Source organism: candidate division TA06 bacterium (genome assembly GCA_004376575.1).
Taxonomy (GTDB): Bacteria; Hydrothermota; DG-26; order E44-bin18; family E44-bin18; genus E44-bin18.
In genome coordinates, this window is the sequence record SOJN01000049.1 from 1 (window position 1) to 17794 (window position 17794).

General features: G+C 49.2%; 13 protein-coding genes and 1 pseudogene. 8 read left to right on the plus strand and 6 right to left on the minus strand.

The features are described from left to right. The first annotated feature begins 373 nt into the window (after positions 1-373). From E3J62_03845 to E3J62_03855, 3 genes and pseudogenes are all read left to right on the plus strand, one after another. Positions 374-904 (plus strand): class I SAM-dependent methyltransferase, encoded by a 531-nt coding sequence (locus E3J62_03845; protein ID TET46500.1) that lies wholly within the window; start codon positions 374-376, stop codon positions 902-904. 29 nt (positions 905-933) lie between these two features. Continuing rightward, a pseudogene (locus E3J62_03850) lies at positions 934-2067 on the plus strand (hypothetical protein). A 505-nt stretch (positions 2068-2572) separates the two neighbouring features. Then, positions 2573-3325, plus strand: coding sequence for a hypothetical protein (locus E3J62_03855; GenBank protein ID TET46501.1), 753 nt, complete (start codon positions 2573-2575; stop codon positions 3323-3325). A 58-nt stretch (positions 3326-3383) separates the two neighbouring features. Here the strand turns inward: E3J62_03855 and E3J62_03860 are convergent, their stop codons facing one another. From E3J62_03860 to E3J62_03870, 3 genes are all read right to left on the minus strand, one after another. Next, entirely contained in the window at positions 3384-5573 is a 2190-nt protein-coding gene (locus E3J62_03860) for a hypothetical protein (protein ID TET46502.1), read from the minus strand. A 231-nt stretch (positions 5574-5804) separates the two neighbouring features. Then, a complete protein-coding gene (locus tag E3J62_03865; protein ID TET46503.1) occupies positions 5805-6317 on the minus strand; it encodes a DinB family protein in 513 nt (170 codons plus the stop codon). A gap of 161 nt (positions 6318-6478) precedes the next feature. After that, positions 6479-7630: a hypothetical protein gene (locus E3J62_03870; protein TET46504.1), complete on the minus strand. Its 1152-nt coding sequence runs from the start codon at positions 7628-7630 to the stop codon at positions 6479-6481. 528 nt (positions 7631-8158) lie between these two features. On the opposite strand from E3J62_03870, the gene E3J62_03875 reads away from it, so the two are divergent. From E3J62_03875 to E3J62_03895, 5 genes are all read left to right on the plus strand, one after another. Next, positions 8159-9508, plus strand: a complete 1350-nt coding sequence (locus tag E3J62_03875; protein TET46548.1) for an alpha/beta fold hydrolase — start codon at positions 8159-8161, stop codon at positions 9506-9508. A 12-nt stretch (positions 9509-9520) separates the two neighbouring features. Next, on the plus strand, positions 9521-10366 hold the full coding sequence (locus tag E3J62_03880) for a class I SAM-dependent methyltransferase (GenBank protein ID TET46505.1): 846 nt from the start codon (positions 9521-9523) through the stop codon (positions 10364-10366). A 473-nt stretch (positions 10367-10839) separates the two neighbouring features. Next, positions 10840-12147 (plus strand): B12-binding domain-containing radical SAM protein, encoded by a 1308-nt coding sequence (locus tag E3J62_03885; GenBank protein TET46506.1) that lies wholly within the window; start codon positions 10840-10842, stop codon positions 12145-12147. A 268-nt stretch (positions 12148-12415) separates the two neighbouring features. Beyond that, the gene (locus E3J62_03890) at positions 12416-13735 is read left to right on the plus strand and encodes a hypothetical protein (protein TET46507.1); all 1320 of its coding nucleotides are present in this window, start codon (positions 12416-12418) and stop codon (positions 13733-13735) included. Next, complete coding sequence (locus tag E3J62_03895; GenBank protein TET46508.1) at positions 13728-14321, plus strand: DUF4202 family protein; 594 nt, start codon at positions 13728-13730, stop codon at positions 14319-14321. Before E3J62_03890 ends, E3J62_03895 begins: the two co-directional genes overlap by 8 nt. Positions 14322-14412: 91 nt before the next feature. Here E3J62_03895 and E3J62_03900 read toward each other — a convergent pair whose 3' ends face one another. From E3J62_03900 to E3J62_03910, 3 genes are read right to left on the minus strand one after another with little or no spacing between them, the layout of a single operon-like run. Further along, the gene (locus tag E3J62_03900) at positions 14413-15612 is read right to left on the minus strand and encodes a hypothetical protein (GenBank protein ID TET46509.1); all 1200 of its coding nucleotides are present in this window, start codon (positions 15610-15612) and stop codon (positions 14413-14415) included. Continuing rightward, the gene (locus E3J62_03905; protein ID TET46510.1) at positions 15612-16667 is read right to left on the minus strand and encodes a glycosyltransferase family 1 protein; all 1056 of its coding nucleotides are present in this window, start codon (positions 16665-16667) and stop codon (positions 15612-15614) included. Before E3J62_03905 ends, E3J62_03900 begins: the two co-directional genes overlap by 1 nt. Further along, positions 16664-17794: a glycosyltransferase gene (locus tag E3J62_03910; GenBank protein ID TET46511.1), complete on the minus strand. Its 1131-nt coding sequence runs from the start codon at positions 17792-17794 to the stop codon at positions 16664-16666. The genes E3J62_03905 and E3J62_03910 overlap by 4 nt, the downstream gene beginning before the upstream one ends.

Sequence of the window (17794 nt, forward strand, 5' to 3'; positions counted from 1 at the left end):
CGGCCTCCTTCGCACTCGGCTTCGCCAAGCATAAACTCCGCCGGAGGGAGCTTGCTCGGCGCTACAAGCAAGGATTCTCCGTACGTTCCCCAACTCCTCCCTGTCATCAACTTTTTCGGAGAAGAGCCACATTTTACATTTCAGCTCGAAAGTCCATGCCTGCCTGCCCCGTTTCACGGGGTCTCCGGCCCTCTCTCACTTAGCGCAGGATCGCGGAGCCCGGGCACCACTTGACAAGCGTTCCCTTTCCTCGTAGAGTTCGAACTGGACAGTAATCTCAGAGAGAGTTGGTCGCATTCAAGGTTTGAATAGGCAAATCCTGATCGGTCAAATGGAGTGATAATAGTCACCGTTCACCTCGGAGGTTACCACCATGGATAAGGCACAATCCGATTTTGATTTCAAGGTCATGTCTCTCACCTACAGATTCCGAGACCTTTTCTCGCCACCCAGGAATATTCTGGGGGAGGCTGGAATAGAACAGGGTTTTCACGTGCTTGATTATGGCTGCGGACCCGGAAGTTACACAACACCTCTTGAAGCACTGGTGGGAAAATCAGGGAAGATCTACGCTCTGGACATTCATCCACTTGCTATCAAGAAGGTTCAACGTATTGTTTCAAAGAAGCATCTGACAAATGTGAAAACCATTCACTCCGACTGCAAAACTGGATTGCCAGATAATAGTGTAAACGTGGTCCTACTATATGATATCCTCCACGATCTGAGTGACCCAAATGGAGTACTGGAGGAGTTACATCGAGTGTTGAAGCCAGGTGGAATCCTGTCCTTCACCGACCACCACTTGAAGGAGGACGAGATTCTATCCAAGGTAACGAATAAAGGATTATTCAGGCTGTCCAAAAAAGGCAAAAAAACATATACTTTCTCCAAAGAGGGATAGCAGTGCGCAACCACTACAAGAAGTATCCCTTGATAGGGGTGATCATATGCCTTTGGGCAGTTAATCTCTCTGCCCAGAGTCCTGATACCCTCTGGACGAGGACTTATGGAGGGACAAACGCCGATGCAGGTCGTTCAGTTCAGCACACCTCTGACGGGGGATTTATTGCTACTGGAAATACTGCTTCCTTCGGTTTCGGTGCCTCTGATCTCTATCTGGTGAAAACAGACTCCGACGGTGATACCATCTGGACAAAAGCATATGGAGGTACAACCTGGGACATAGGCTGTTCAGTTCGACAGACTTTCGATGGAGGTTACATCGTTGCAGGACAGACATTCTCATTCGGTGCAGGCCTTTGGGATGCCTATCTCATCAAGACTGACGCCAACGGCCATTTTCTGTGGGCAAAGACCTATGGGGGACCAGACTGGGATTATGCCTACTCGGTTGAACAGACCGCCGACAGTGGATACATAATCTGTGGAGAAACCTGGTCATTTGGCTCGGGGAACGCCGACATCTATCTCACGAAGACGGATGGGGATGGTAATGTTCTCTGGACAGAAGCATATGGAGACACACATAGAGACATAGGGAACTCAGTCCAGCAAACTAAAGATGGTGGATACATCATGACTGGAGAAACCATATCATATGGCGCCGGTAGGGGCGATCTCTTCCTGTTGAAGACGTATGCCGACGGAGACACGATGTGGATGCGAACATACGGCGATACATTGCACGAGAAGGGTCAGTCAGTTCAACAAACGCCTGACGGTGGATATATTGCTGTTGGGGAAACGTGGTCGTTCAGTGCGGGAAAGAGCGACATCTACATAGTAAGAACGGACAGTCTGGGTAATCTTATCTGGTACAAGTCCTACGGAGATACTCACTACGACTATGCCTCGTCTATCAAGCCAACGGGTGATGGCGGCTATATCATCGGAGGAACTACATGGTCCTTTGGCGCGGGTCTGTATGATGTATATCTACTTAAGATAGACGCAATTGGTGATACCGCCTGGACGATGACATGTGGAGGGCCAGGCAACGACGCACGCTTCGAGGTTGACACCATATCTGACGGCGGATACATCGCTGGAGGATGGACAGACTCTTACGGGGCAGGCGCGAATGATGTCTATCTCGTGAAGACGCAGCCAGAAGTTGGTGTCGAAGAGAACCATATTCCATGTCCCAATCCGCCATACAATATCTCAGACTTGAAGGTTTTCCCGAATCCGTTTAGTGGCATTGTAAACATCACATATTGGATAGAACAAAACGGAGAGAGTGCAGATCTGAAGATTTACGACGTGACCGGAAGAGTAGTGAAATCATTCTTGCCCCCTGCCTCCGACTTCTCAGTTCCCACTTCCATAACCTGGAATGGCCGAGATGAAAAAGGCAAAAGGATGGCAAGTGGGGCATATTTCGTCATGCTACGAGCTGGCGAGTCCAGAGCTACAAGAAGAGTTACCCTGCTCAGCAGGCTATAGACCAGGTGGCGTAGTCCACGTCTGTCCTAATTTGGCTCCTTGGAACCGAGCCTCGGGTAAAGGGCTGTCAGATTCCGATCTCTGACGCTTATTGCCAACCACAGATATGAGTGCATTGCGGACTTCCATACTGACCTGTTTTTTCATCTTGTTCGCTTGCTCTATGTCGAACATAGGTGCCAAGCCCTCTGCAGTTAAACGCGAGGGGGTAGAGATTATTCTCACAGGGAGAAAACAACGTTTTACCTTCAGCAGAATAGTCCGGATTGAGAGATGGGGAATTGTTGTAATAGACAGAGATCTGGAAAGAACGGCACTCTACCAGGTAATCAATACAGCCACACTGTATGATTCCACTTATGTGAACGCAATCAGGCGGCACGTTTCAAATCTCAAAGTCACTGTTGAAGGAGACGCTTTCATCCTTGATTTCAACGAGGCGATTCTACCAAGACTTGAGTATACTCATCCCAAAAAGGTAGTAGATTACAGATACTACACACTGAACTTATGTCTGGACAAAGTCGAGCACCTGGAAACAGGTTTTGTCTATTCCTTACGGCCATTTCAAAATCTACTTCATCGTATTACTGTTTCATTTGGCTACCCATATTCCAAAAATCCTTCTTATTATGTTTGGGGTCTCAATTATGGAATCGGCCTGCCAATTGTTAAAAGTGAGCATTATGTACTCGTGACATGGATAAATTACGCCAGAAAGTTCCTGGAAGTAGGTTCTGGTAGTGCGAGTGTTCATTCGCAAAAAGACACTTTTGCTCTCGGGGTAGGCAGTATCATGGGTAGCGACGAAAAAACATTCTATTCAGTGGATATCAAATATCATTTCAACAATGTGGAAATAGAAGGTACTGAGCAAAAACTGAGGCTTTTGCTCGGAATAAACAGAAAATTCTAGCGTAACAGCGACCATACGGGGTCAGACTGTAAGAGTTGAATCCTGTCAGCACATCGCATCAGAAGTACATCAGATACTTCGCCTTTATCGCACCGATACCGCTTACAAGTCGTAAATCCCCTGCTGCATCTATCTCCCTGGAGTCGTTAAAAGCGACATATAGCCAGCTCTTGGGCAAGAAATTCCAGGAGAAGAGCAGGCCAATCCGGTTATACAGCAGATCGGTGTTTCCAACGTCAGTTCCTGGGGTCCCCATCACGAATTCATTGAAGAGCCCAAGGCTCATATCGGCATTTATTCTGTAGTCAATTCTCGGAGTGGCAGATGTCGTGAGTGCGGCAACTGCACCGGTTGTATCCCACTCAGCCCAGATACTTGATCTCAAAGACGCAGACACCTCTGGTACGATGCCGTACCCCACCCGGAACCAGGTCGAAGCCTGATGAGCAAGAAAGCCCCTCGCGTAATTGTACCCATAGCTGTAGTTACCACCGAAATTAGTACTCTGGCCCGCAAGGTTCGCCCAGCCCGAGAGATCCACGCTACGGTTAAGATAGCTGGTGTCTGCCTCATGAGCGGGGCCACCGTGGAGCTCCAAGCTGAAGCCCCAGTCGTTGCGAAAGACCGGATTGAGTATGAAATAGCCAAGTGTTGACCATTCGTCCTGTCCCGGTTCCTGGATCCCAATAATGCCTGGAGCGAAGTAAAGATTCCTCAGAGCGCCCTTTTCATACGTCTTGAACGGGCCACTAATGAAAGTGAATTTCTTCCTCCCAGCCCATGGAACGTATCCGATGTCACTTACATCGAAGGAGTCACCCACAACTTCAACGGCGCCCATGGTAAGGAAATTTCCAAGAAAACCATGATAGCCGGATGAGACGGCCCAGCCCTTCTTACTACTCCTGTCGCTTACCGTGCCCTGAACAATGAACTGATTAACCCCCCTACGCATTACGCCATCAAGGCCAACTGCGTAATTGTAGTCGTCTCCATCAACCATGGTGCCACTGAAGAGCACCCCTATGTCTGAATTCCCAAACTGTCTGTGCTTCAACCTGCATACTGCAAAGCTCCTGTAGGGTTCGATTAAAGAATCGTTCTCTGAATACTCATCTGTGTAGGCTCCAAAAATCCCAGCGTTCCAATCTTCAGATTTGGTGGTCAACTTCAGCCCGCCGATTATGGGTATTACGTCTCCGTCGACCGACTTGCCGATGGTTCGAGAATAGAAGATGTTTAGTGGCCGGAAGAATCCCTTGTCGTCACCAAAGTGAGACATACGGAAGACCTCCATTCCCTCGATGAAAAATGGTCTCCGTTCGCCGTAGTAGGTGCGATAGCGGGAAAGGTTCAGCGTGAAGGGATCAGTTTCAATCTGCGCAAAGTCCGGGTAGGCAGTTGCGTTGAGCGTTGTCTGGGGAGTGAGGTCCCATTTGAAGTTCATGCTCACGCGGGGTTCCAATTTGCCTTTTTCTCCTTCGTAATCCTCGTACCTAACAAACGCTTCAGGATACAACTCAAAGTAGTAGCCCGTCACCTGAGGATTTATGCCATGAAGCGAACCATACTTTGAAACCATATCCGACTCTAACTGAGAAACTTCTGTCCAGTAATCGGTCTCCCGATTACTGGCGCTGTACCTGACGAACTGTATCCCCCATCGATCAAGTCCTTTCTTGTACCGGATTGATTTGAACGGTATTTTGATCTCTACCTGCCAGCGGTCATCAAGGACTTTCACACCCCGATACCAAACCCCTTCCCACGAATCATCCCTTGCTCTCCCATCATCAAGCACCCAGCCGTCCTGACGTATCCCGCTTGCGTACACGATGAAATAGTAAGCAGTATTCTTACTACCAAAGGGGTCAATACCTATGGCAATATAGTCCTCGTCGCTCGTCAGACAAGCGACCGGCTCATTTGTTTGCGCATGGAATCGCAAAGCGATGTAAAGGTTTTCCTTATCCTGCAAGATGTATACTACGGTCTTTTCGGTAGGAGGTTCTTTCTCGTGTGGCGCAAACTGTACGAAATCATACGCAGAGTCTGCCGCCTCCCAAGTTCTTTCTATAACTCCATCAATCACTGGCGCTATTTCAGCAGTACGTACTTCTATCGTTTTGCTGTTTGATGGGGTGGTTTCGGCAGGTTGGGCAAACAGGTTGGCGGTCAACAAGACCGCCAGCAGACCTGGAATGAATGCCAGCGCGCTCTTACCACCCTTTGAAGCGACCATTCTCATACCATGCACTTCCAGACTAACCTTCCTGAACCTAATGACTTATGGCCACCTTGGTCTTTCATTGGCGCCAGGTGAAGCATCGTCTACTAATACATACGTTCCAAGGGTAGTGATTGTTTCAACAAACTGGTAGGCTTCCTCACATGGTCAAGCCACCGGTAGGCTGCCCGCTCAAGTTTCGCAGAAGGACCTCGACAAGGTTAATCATATCGAAGCCTTATACCTTCTTGCTCATTTCTCAAAATAAAGCTCTGCAACCGAGGGGAGCCCCAGCATTTTGCGAAGAAGGCTGATCTTGCCCACGTGATATGCTTCGTGGGGTAGGAAGTGATTGAAAGCAGACAGAATGTTGGGTATTCTCTCTTCGGGGAAATTCGCTGTCGGCGACTTCAATTCATCCGAGGAAAGCGACAAAATATAGTTCTTTGTTACCTTCTGCCTGTTTTCAAGAGCTTTTTTGATCTCATCGAAGGGAGGATATTCACTTATGGCCGCGACTACCTTACTCCCATATCCAAACTTATCTTCCCACTCTTTTGGCAGGCGTTCGCCCCCTGCACATCCCCAGGTCACCATATAGCTCTCGGTCCAGAGAATGTGCCCAAGTTCCCAGAGGATGTGGTTCTTTGCACCAGGCGGTATAGTAATCATTTGCTCTTCGTTGAGCCCCTCGCAGCACTTCAAGACCCATTCTCTTACGTATTCGAATTGCGAAGCCAAAAAGTCCTTCAATTCCTCGCTCATGATTTCCTCCTTTTCAATTCATAATAAACGCGACAAGATGGGCAAGTCAAGCACAACACAACCCCTGGCTTCTGGAAAACGGGGGATATATAGCAAAGGAAAGAGGGCTGCACCATCTGCGATGGCCCAGCCCCTTTCCATGTTGTGTTTGTGGCCCCGAATTACTGTTGCTTGTACAGGTTAAGGTGCTGTACCTTCCCTTTCTCGTCGCGGGATTCGTTTCCAATGATCTGGTCGGACTCCAACTCGAAATTGCAGTTCGCTTTGTACCTCTTAAGCTCCTTGGTTTTTGCGACCTTCAACTCCTTGAAGAAGTCCAGTATCTCTTTCTTTCCGGGAACCTTCCTGCTTGTATCTCTGGCACCTATGGCGTCAAGCACGTATGCCTTAAGCAGTTTGTCTTTGACCTTGGCAAAGAACTTTGGATTGGCAAAGATGTCAACGCACACGACCTCACCATTGAGCGCCATGATCATCCCCACCATATCGTCATCCCTGAGACCTTTTTCCATCGCATCCAGGAAGGGTTTGCTTCTCCTGTCAACGCCTTTGCTCGAAAGTATCGCACGATAAGTACCGCTTTCGGATACCGCATCATGCTCCCGGCAGGTCTTGCTCACTTCATTCCATACGTCTTGCTGGCCCTTGAACTGGAGAGCACTCCTGACTGCTCTGGCCCCTAGTCCGCCACCCGATTTGAATTTGACAGACCCACCCTGCCACCTTCCATGTTCGACGCATTTTACCGAGACCTCGACTTCCTTACCCGCAGGAATGAGGACATCGTACGAAACCATTCTGTCCTGTTTCCCGCCAATAATGATCTCCCCTGCCATGATATAGATGGGCCTTCTGCCAGTATTCAGGATCACAACCATCGGGACTGATGCGTTTGGCCCCTCGGTTATGATGATAATTCCGGCATTTTGCGCTTCATCCAGGGTCATGTAGTTTCCTACATCGATTGGAGTCTTCCTGAAAACCGGGTATATGGCAAGATGGTTGTAGACAGTAGGCTTCCTGACAACAAAATCCGTCTCGACTTCAAAGGGGAAATCGTCCGTCCCCCTTGTCATCATGTACTCCAGAAGGTCATCGCTCGCACCGGCTTTCTTGAGCCTGATGATATCCTTGGTTGACAGATCAAAGGTCATCGCTTTTTCGGCAATATGCGCCTTGATAACCGCTTCTCCAACATTCGCGTTGAGCAGTTTTATGACCTCATTCACATTTGCGTTGCCGGAACCCAGCCAGCCTATGAGGCAAAACCCTATTATTACAATCCCAAGCACAGTTATAGCCTTTCGAATCATGCTTTTCACCCCCTTTCGAAATATCAATCATGATTTGAGAACAAGTGACATCTTCCCCGCAGCCCTACCTACTTAAACGAAAAAAAGACGATAATGTTCCTACCATACCTATCCCAGATGCCACGCAGCCTTTGTTTTGCTGCCTTTTCCCATTCTTCTACCTGTGTTACCCTCCTCCCCCACAAATATTCCACAATTCTTTCCTCGTGCGGGAATTACAAATTGCGATGTACCAATTACAAAAAACCCAACTTCTCACCGGGCAACTCTCCCCACCTCAGGACTGACACCTTTGGCAATCGCACAGTGTATGGCGTACAGCTTAACTAAGCCCACAACTTGAGTTTCAGGACTTGGATCTGGGGGAGTCTGATTGACTTCTGCCTGATGGTCGCATACAATCACACAACACCTTCGAGAACGAAATGTCAAGAAGTGAGGCACCGTTCTCAGGCTTAACCAGATCGGAGAGACAATATGAAGCATTCGAGGCTCTTCGCACTTCTGATTCTGATAGCCCTTGTCCTGATGAGTTGCACTCCAAAGTCCAGGGACGAGGGCGTCGAAGGATTCTGGGAAAGCACCCTGAAGTACCCAGGTGTTGAAGAGAGGATCGTGTTCAAGTTCTTCAGGATGCCTGACGGCACGTTGAAAGCCGCAATGCTCAGACCAGACGTGACAGACGGTGAGATCCCTGTGAGCAAGCTCGCCTTAGAGGATGGACACCTGCATCTGGAAATAACATCCTTGAATGTTTCCTTTGATGGCCAGATCAGACCTCAAGGATCAGTCATCGAGGGCCAGTGGAAGCACCGGACATTCTCCCAACCACTGTCCCTGAGAAGAGTGACAGAGGTTTCCAAACGCCGCCGGCCGCAAGAGCCGGTTCCTCCCTATCCATATGACAAAGAAGACGTGGTCTATACAGATACCGATGCACGGTGTCAGCTCGCGGGCACTTTAACCTTGCCTCGGCGGCCACGCCCGTGCCCTGCCGTGCTGCTTATCTCAGGGGGCGGAGCCCAGAATCGCGACGGAATGATTCTGGGGCATCGTCCATTCTTGGTGCTGGCCGACTACCTGAGCCGCCGCGGGATAGCCGTTCTCCGCGTTGACGACCGGGGAGTGGGCGCCTCGACCGGTGACCGGTCACAGGCGACCAGCGAGGACTACGCCAAGGACGCACTGGCCGGAATCGACTTCCTCAAGGAACGCCGTGAGATCAATCCCCACCTCATTGGGCTCATGGGCCACAGTGAAGGAGGTATCATCGCTGCGCTGGCCGCGGCACAATCCCGGGACGTCGCCTTTGTCGTGATGATGGCAAGTCCGGGCCTGCCTGGCCGGGAATACCTCCTCCAATATGAGGAATCGACCCAGAGAGCGTTGGGGTCAAGCGAGGAGACTGTGGCTGCGAACCGGGTACTACAGGATCGCATTCTCGCCACGTTAGAGAAGGAAGAGAATCAGGCACTCACCAGGACCAAGCTTCGCCAGATTCTAGAAGAGCTTGATCCCCCCGTGCCCGAGCACAGGTTAGAAGCGGCTCTGAAGAGATTTCTCTCACCATGGTACCGTTTCCTCGTAAGACACGATAATGGAGCTACGGTCAGAAAGGTGAAGTGTCCCGTGCTCGCGATCTTTGGCGAAAAAGATATTCAGGTCCCACCCAATGGAAACCTGGAAGCTGTCGAACACGCGCTCAAGAGAGGAGGTAACAAGAACTACAGAGTGGTGGAACTACCGAGTCTCAACCATCTGTTTCAGACCGCCGAAACCGGGGCTCCCTCTGAGTACGCAGAGATTGAAGAGACCCTCTCGCCAGTGGCATTGGAATTGATTGCCGGGTGGATCCGAGAGCACACAGGAGTTGATTGATGAGGCTTTGAGATGGGAGACAACAAAAGAAACGTGGAAAGCGACCCGGCCGGCAGTGACACCATCGCACACAAGATATACTTGGGGGATCTTCTAAGGCAGCAAATCACTCCCTCGGCGTTAGATGCCCTCACGCTTCCCACAGGAAGCCAAGGGCTTGACGCTGGATGTGGTATCGGCAGTCATCTCCTTCCTCTTGCAGAGGCGGTCGGATCTGAGGGACGTGTCACCGGCCTCGATATATCCCCAGAATTCCTCGCTCGCGCAAGAGAGACTGTAGAAAACTCGAATTTGTTAGATCGAATCTCCCTTCAAGAAGGGAATGTGAATAATCTCCCGTTCAATGACAACACCTTTGACTGGGCATGGAGTTCCGACTGCGTCGGATACCCCGTTGGTGCTCCTCAGTCATCGCTGAAGGAGCTCACGCGGGTTGTCAAACCCGGCGGCACCGTGGCCATTCTCGGCTGGTCATCGCAACAGGTGCTTCCTGGATATCCAGTGCTTGAGGCAAGGTTGAATGCCCGTGCTTCATGTGTCATACCCTACGTCAAGGGGGAGAGGGCCGAGTACAACTTCCTGCGTGCGCTAGGTTGGTTTCGCGACGCAGGCTTTGAGGAAACCACAGTCGAGACCTTTGTGGGCGACGTTCAAGCACCACTCAGCGATGAGTTACGCAGTGCCCTACTCATGGTCTTTGATATGCTCTGGGGTGAACTCCAGACAGAGCTGACCCCGGAAGACCGAAAGGAATACCAGCGTCTATGTCTGGCTGAGTCGCCAGACCTCATCTTGAATCTTCCGGATTACTACGCCTTTCTTACCTACACCATGTTCCACGGCAAGGTCCCCGGATAAACCCCTGGAGATAACACCAAGATGTAAGACGGCTGAACGCTATACGATAGCTATCAGCTCTCAGCTTCTGGCACCCAAAACCTTGCAACCACGGATTATCACACCCTCCTTCGCTTCCTCCTTCGCCATATTCGGCTTCGGAGGACTGACGCTTTCGAGCTACGAAGGACAGGGATTATTACAAGATTATTTTTCTGGTTCAGTCATGAGAATATGGTTTGAATCTGTGTTAATCTCGTGTAATCTCGTGGTTCTAGGGGTTATTCTCGATTTTCGATCTTCGATTTTCGATTCTCTCGTGTTCTTGGTTCTGGCCTGCCGAGTTTGCTTGACATCCTCACTATCTTATCGTACTATTCATACATAGAGTCCCTAGTAGCCAAATCCTATCAATGCGGGACTGTCCGAGCAATAGTTGAGCAAACATCCAAGTACAGAGAAGCCCCAGGGGGGGTAACGCTTTTCAAACATAAATGCGTGTACATCTGATTTCGCCTAGACCACCATTTGTTGGTGCTACCAAGAGAGACAAAGCCATCCAATTCTCCCGTCTGAGTTTGGTGACTGTTGCGGCGCTATTCCCCGAAGATGCAGAGGTTCAAATAATCAATGACAGTATAGACACAATAGACTTCGACCAAAAGGTGGATCTAGTAGGCATAACTTCAATGACCTCCACCGCACCTCGCGCATACGAAATCGCTGACAGGTTTCGAGAAAAGGGCGTGCCTGTCATCCTTGGCGGTTTTCACGTAACAGCGTTGCCGCAAGAGGCCTCCTTGCATGCTGATGCAGTCATTATGGGCGAGGCGGAAGGTGTAATGCATGACGTGATAAATGACCTCCAGATCGGAAAGCTAAAAAAGTTCTATCAGGCTACCGAGATGCCGAGCCTTGTTGGTCTCCCTTTGCCAAGATGGGACCTCTTGAATGGGAGCAAATACTATAGTGAAGTGAACATGGTTCAAACCACGAGAGGGTGTCCTTTCAACTGCGCCTTTTGCAGCGTCTCTGACTTCTACGGACGAACGTATCGCACAAGACCAATTCCAGATGTAATCAGGGAGATCAAAGAATTGAGCAATCGAACCGTAATATTCTTTGTCGACGATAATATCGCCGGACGTCCGTCCTATGCCAAAAAACTGTTCAAAGCCTTGATTCCTTTGAACATCAAGTGGTTCGGACAGGGCTCTGTAATGATCGCCAGAGACAGAGAATTGCTCGAACTTGCCGCCAGGAGCGGATGTTTGGGTCTATTCATGGGTTTTGAATCATTGTCCAACAGCAACTTAAGGCAAGTGGGCAAGGCAACGAACAATGTCCGGAACTACAGCACGGTCATCAAGAAGATACACGGTAGTGGCATTGGAATAGTCGGCGCCTTTATTTTTGGCCTCGATTCGGACGATGATGGAGTTTTCGAGGAAACGGTCCGTTTCATCGAAAATAATCAACTTGAGCTAGCAAGCTTCGCCATTCTCACACCCCTACCTGGAACACGGCTGCTTAAATCCATGAAAGAACAAGGAAGAATAATCGAACTTGATTGGGCCAAATATACTTTGGGAGAGGTCGTTTTTCGTCCCAAACTACTTACTGTCGACCAGCTTAAGGATGGCTACAACTGGACAAGAAAGCATATGTCCTCATATAGCTCGATATTTCGGAGGACACTCCATTTCAGAAAAACAGCGCTCTTATCGCTTCCGCTGAATCTGCTGATGAGAAAGTCAAGCCGCAAATTTCTGAAGAACGCCAGGGCTTCTCGGAGAGCATGAAATCAGTGGTGCTCCCCTTCCTTCTTTCCTATCGGGATAGCTTCCCGACGATGCCAAGAACCTGAGAATACGTCGACTTTGAGACATTCCTGGCTTGAGCCAACACCCGAAAAAAGGGTTTGACTGGGTGGCCCAAGATGTGGTACGATACTTTGTCAACTCACAGGGCGCACAGCCGGCCGAGCAAGACTCCTACGGATGGCCCTGAGAGGAGGCGCCTGCTGACAACGGGCAAACCTACACCATTCAACATTCGGAAAGACCTACTATGAAGTGTCTGATAATCGCCAGTGGGAGGGGATCGAGGCTGAGGTCTAAGGGCAATTCAAAACCTCTCGTTCGCCTTTTGGGACTGCCTCTTCTTGAGCGAGTCATCCTTACGGCAAGAAAAAGTGGTTTGACGGACTTCTACGTGGTTACCGGCTACCGAGGTAACGAGATTGCAGAGCACCTGAAGCACCTCAGTGAGGCCAGGGGAATCAGCATTACTAACATACACAACGACCAGTGGGAAAAAGAAAACGGCTTGTCTGTTCTGAAAGCGAAAGACTTCATTACAGAAGACTTTGTCCTGCTGATGAGTGACCATATCTTTGATGAGTCGATACTGGCCAGACTTCTGAGGCAGACGATAAATGACGGTGAAGTCATGCTGGCTGTAGACCACAACACCAAGAATGGTAAACATCATGATGATGATTTCACCAAAGTCCTGACCCAGGACAATAGAATCCTGGACATAGGAAAGGATATCAAGGAGTACAACGCCTATGATACGGGAATCTTCTTGTGCTCCCCGGCAGTTTTCGCCGCTTTAGAAGAGAGCGGAAACAGTGGAGACGGCTCACTTTCGGGTGGTATCAGGGTACTGGCCCGCAGGGCAAGAGCCAGAACTTTGGATATTGACGGTGGCCACTGGATCGATGTGGATGATGAGCGGAATTTCCACCAGGCTGAACAGAAGCTGTTGTCTTCTCTGGATAAGCCCTCTGATGGACCCATCTCAAGATACCTGAATAGGCCTATATCGACCAGGATTTCAAGAGCTCTTGTCAAAACCAGGATTAGTCCAAACACTTTGTCGTTCCTCTCATTCCTGCTCTGCTGCACGGGTGCATTCTTGTTCTTCTTAGGGAAATACCCCTATCTACTCATTGGAGGATTACTGGCTCAGATATCTTCCATCACTGACGGTGTCGATGGTGAAATTGCAAGATTGAAGTTTCAACAGACAGAGTTTGGTGGGTGGTTCGACGCTGTTTTGGATCGGTATGCAGATGCTTTTCTTCTTTTTGGCCTGACCTACTATGCGTACACTGTAACCGGGACCCTTGTCACCCTTGTTATCGGTTTTATGGCCATCATCGGTTCATTCGTAAATAGTTACACCGCAGACAAATATGATGGTTACATGATGAAAAGACTCGGGCTCAAGGGCCGCCACTTAAGAATCGGCCGGGACGTCAGATTGTTTATCGTGTTCTTATTCGCTGTGATGAACCTGCCCTTCGTCGCAATTCTATTGCTTGCTCTACTCATGAACATGGAGAACATAAGAAGAATAGCAATTCTATACAGAAATGGATAGTATGGATGGCATAGAAAATCATATCGTCTCGATCATAGGAAGGTCTCTTCTGCCTGAAGACCCTATCCATGCCAGAAATACACTGGAATGGCTGCTCAGACTCAGGCCTGATGCTGATAAGGCTTTAAGGATAGCGGCTCTGGGTCACGATATTGAGAGAGCTATTGAAGAGCGAAAAGTGAGGCGCAAGAACTACGGGAGCTACGAGGAGTTCAAAGATGCCCATGCTCTAAACAGTGCCAGAATCCTGGCAGAAATAATGAGAGAGCATGATATGGGTAGAGAACTGATAGACGATGTCTTCTACCTGGTTCGACATCATGAGGAAGGTGGAGAAGAAAGGACCAATGTCTTATGCCATGCCGACAGCATCTCGTTCTTTAATGTAAACCTGCCCTACTATTTCTCCCGCAATAGTCTGGAGGAAACAAGAGACAGGTGTCTGTGGGGACTCAGAAGGCTTTCTGGAAGCCTGCGGGAGATTGTCGTCAGTTTTAGATACAAGAATAAGGAACTTCAGCCATTGCTGATGACCTGGATTAGTGATTTCTCACGGGTTCTCACCCCCGAAGTCCCTGCACCCTAAAAAGCTGTAGAGTTCTGCCCGTCTTAGTAGAGTCCGCCATAGCCCGTCCTGGCTTCGCATTTTGGTTAACCCCGTAGCGCGATATTCACAATCAACGGCAGTTCAACCTGCAGTACTCCCACAAATAGTCGATCAACCCACCAAGATTGCAACTCAAAAGGGTGATATACTTGTCCCCGGCACCAGCATAGAGAAGAAGTTTACCCTTTCGAACCAGCGCTCCCACCGGAAAAACGACTGCAGGCACATCCACTGGATATTCATCGTCGCCACATAACTCATAGGGGGCCACGGGAATGTAGATCGGGTCCCGGGTCCGGCAAAGGACATTTCTGGGATCACGCAGGTCCAGAAGGGCAGCACATACAGAATATCCTCTTTCTATCTTCTCCTTCAGTCCATAGGCCTTGCAGATACTGTCCTCTATCTCACCGACAGCGTGATAGATAACCAACCAACCCTTGTCAGTCTTTATAACCTGGGGGCCCGGGCCTATTTTTTCTTTTTCATGGAGGTAGTGTCCGGCTTCAAGAAGAAGATTCTTGTTCTTTCTCTTGTGTATCTCTTCCCACTCATTTGCATGACGGGGAGGGTCAAGCAGTTGGTCCATGCCGGCTTCAAGAATGTCGAGATGGATGTTAGGGTGAAACCGGAGCAGTATGTAATGCCGGTCGTCTGTCGGATCAGAGAAGGGGACAGCGTTGCGTGAGTCGAAGGATCTAACCATGCCATGATAGGTGATGTTCACAAAATCATCCGTGGAGTAGATGGTGATCCGGTCTGAGTCCCCACCTTTGAATGGCGGCTTGGTCTTGCCGCACCCGACCAGCACGTATCTGCCACCGTATTTGACAATACGGATGTCCTCAATCCCATAAGTAAAGTCCTGGTGCGCGGTTCCATCGCCGCTGATTACCACATTCTTGAATCTGGCGAAATGAAGCCCATCTTCGCTCACCAGAGGCCAAACCTCAGAGATATAATTTTCCAGGCAGTGGCGCTTCATTCCCAGAGCTTCATCAAAAAAGGTACCTTTCTTGTACCCCTGATGACATCTAGGCGCCAGGATGACTTTCTCCTCAAATAGCTCAACCCCAGCGTTGAACACCGCCCCGATTCTGGTCTTGCCCGCTTCCTTCCAGGTTAGACCGATGTCTTGGGGTTTTACCACGGGATTCTTTTCACAGGAGGCTAGCCTGAAGATGGTCTTGCTTGACCCAGTAGCAATGACTTCCCCGTCTCCCAGTGTTTCGAGAGTGCGATCAAAAGAAGTGATCATCCCGTCTCCCATCACAAGAACTTCTCGAATAACTCCATAAATCCCCTTGCGATTCTTTCTGGGGAGAATTTAGTCGCATACTCCTCGGCTCTCTTCAAGGTTGTGTTGACGATTTCCCCTCCCTCAACCACATCAATCAATAGATTGCAGAGTTCGTTGTCGCTTGAGTACTTCATCACTTCCTCATTCAAGAACCAGGCAAATTCTGTATTTGACGTGATTATGGGAGTAGAGACTCCCAAACACATCAAAATCGCGCTCGGCACGACCGCCTCGCCCTTCTGCACCTCCTCCTTCTCCTTGTGGATGAGGTATGCGTCTGAAGCATGGAGATAGGTGTAGAGTCGTTCTATCGGTGCAAGCTCATGCCTCAACTGTATGAATTCATAATCTTTTAGTGGTCCGATGTCTGCTGCAATGTACTTTGGGTCAGCCAGAACAAGATACAGAAATGGATGATTTTCACTTAGCCTTTGGAGTGCAGGAAGTATGGGGAAGATATGCAATTCTGGCGCCCAGCCATAGCTGAATACTATCTTTCTATCCAAGGGCAAATCGAGCTCTCGCCTGGCTTTCTGTTTATCTCCCTTGGATATGTAACCTGCAGGGTAAGGAATCAAGTGGATCTTGTCTTCGCCAAACCGTTTTGTCCACTGCTGCCTGTAACGTTCATCAAAACAGACTAAAGCATCCCAGTCGAACTCATAAAATAATGGATTCGTAGGTAGCTTCCTTTCATGCACCACGTAGACCGTCTTTGCCTTTTTCTTAATCTCAGGAAAGCATTCCTTCAGCGGCTCAAGGGGAACCCACTCCACCCTCTCCACGACGAGGAATTCGTAATCTATATCCAGGAAGGGCTCTGGATCGAAATAAGTCTCTGTATGGTCGCCCTCGTCACTGAAACATCTGATCACGTAGCCTTCATCCTCACCCACAGATCTTATGTTGTTGGGCGCAAAGACGGTCAAGCTATGACCATTCTTCACCCATTCTCTCCCTATGAGTTCAGCGTGCAGCGACACTCCACAAGCGGTGTTCCATCTGGATAGTATCGCTATCTTCATCCTGGTACCCTATTGTACAACCGTAGATGTTGACCTGCTACTGCCTGCCACGAGGTGAGATTTCTGTATTCTTCGGTACGATCAGTCACATACCTGTGAAACTCGTCATCTTGGCGAAGCCGGAGGACCATTTTCGCTATCCCCGAAGAGTTGAATGGGAGAACGAGTAGCTCATCGCATATTTCTCCTAATTCTTCAAACTTGGGTATCCTTGAGGCCACGACAGGCTTTTTTGCCCCTATTGCCAGATGGAATGAACCAGATGCAGATCTATCCTCTTCGTAATAAGGGAACAGAACAACATCGCAAGCACCAAATAGATAAGGTACGTCACTATTAGGGAAAAACCTGTTGGGGAAAATAACGTTACTCTGAAGGCCAAGGTCTTCTATCTTGCTGGTGAGTTCTTCAACATAGTCCTTTTCTTTATTCTTAGCGGTAGGAGCAAGACCTCCGGCAACGAACAGATACACATCTTCAACTTCCTTCAGTATCTCGCTAAGCGCCTCTACCACTATGTGCAGACACTTGTGTGGTTTGACGAACCCAAACATCAGCATTATCTTCCCCTCTTCAGGCAACTCAAGCCTCTTTCTGGATGCTCTTGAGTCTTCATCACTCAGCTCCGTCCCATGAGGAATAACGTGAATCTTGTCTGATGGTACTCCCAGCCGAGTCAGTATGGCCCTCTGCGATGGAAGATGAACGATAACCTCATCTGAAAGAGCAGCGATTCTTGCGGCAAACTTCTCATCAACTGCGCCTCTTTCAGAGAATTGAGCTGGTCTCACACAATGAATGGTTATTACCTTCTTGATGTCTCTATCCAACCCTTCAAGTACTGAGGGTAACCTATCGTCAAAGCTGTATATGCTATATTCATGTTGAATGTGAACGACATCAGCACCTTTTGTATGTGAGAGAATGGGCTCCGCATAATCTTCGTTTCTATCCCAACATGGATTTACCTCGAAGTTCCTGTCCACGATTGGGGACGCTCCACGTTCAGCAACAACCGTCATCTGTGATGCAGGGTCCACCTTTCTTATCCCGTGGATGAGGTAATCTGTGTAGGTAGCTATACCACACTGCTTGGGAAGATATGTTGATACGTAGGCGATCTTCAC

What these genes read in the sequence shown, in the direction of transcription:
- E3J62_03845 (TET46500.1), top strand. Translation starts at nt 374, where the DNA reads ATGGATAAGGCACAATCCGATTTTGATTTCAAGGTCATGTCTCTCACC.
- E3J62_03855 (TET46501.1), top strand. Translation starts at nt 2,573, where the DNA reads ATGTCGAACATAGGTGCCAAGCCCTCTGCAGTTAAACGCGAGGGGGTA.
- E3J62_03860 (TET46502.1), bottom strand. Translation starts at nt 5,573, where the DNA reads ATGAGAATGGTCGCTTCAAAGGGTGGTAAGAGCGCGCTGGCATTCATT.
- E3J62_03865 (TET46503.1), bottom strand. Translation starts at nt 6,317, where the DNA reads ATGAGCGAGGAATTGAAGGACTTTTTGGCTTCGCAATTCGAATACGTA.
- E3J62_03870 (TET46504.1), bottom strand. Translation starts at nt 7,630, where the DNA reads ATGATTCGAAAGGCTATAACTGTGCTTGGGATTGTAATAATAGGGTTT.
- E3J62_03875 (TET46548.1), top strand. Translation starts at nt 8,159, where the DNA reads ATGAGTTGCACTCCAAAGTCCAGGGACGAGGGCGTCGAAGGATTCTGG.
- E3J62_03880 (TET46505.1), top strand. Translation starts at nt 9,521, where the DNA reads ATGGGAGACAACAAAAGAAACGTGGAAAGCGACCCGGCCGGCAGTGAC.
- E3J62_03885 (TET46506.1), top strand. Translation starts at nt 10,840, where the DNA reads ATGCGTGTACATCTGATTTCGCCTAGACCACCATTTGTTGGTGCTACC.
- E3J62_03890 (TET46507.1), top strand. Translation starts at nt 12,416, where the DNA reads ATGAAGTGTCTGATAATCGCCAGTGGGAGGGGATCGAGGCTGAGGTCT.
- E3J62_03895 (TET46508.1), top strand. Translation starts at nt 13,728, where the DNA reads ATGGATAGTATGGATGGCATAGAAAATCATATCGTCTCGATCATAGGA.
- E3J62_03900 (TET46509.1), bottom strand. Translation starts at nt 15,612, where the DNA reads ATGGGAGACGGGATGATCACTTCTTTTGATCGCACTCTCGAAACACTG.
- E3J62_03905 (TET46510.1), bottom strand. Translation starts at nt 16,667, where the DNA reads ATGAAGATAGCGATACTATCCAGATGGAACACCGCTTGTGGAGTGTCG.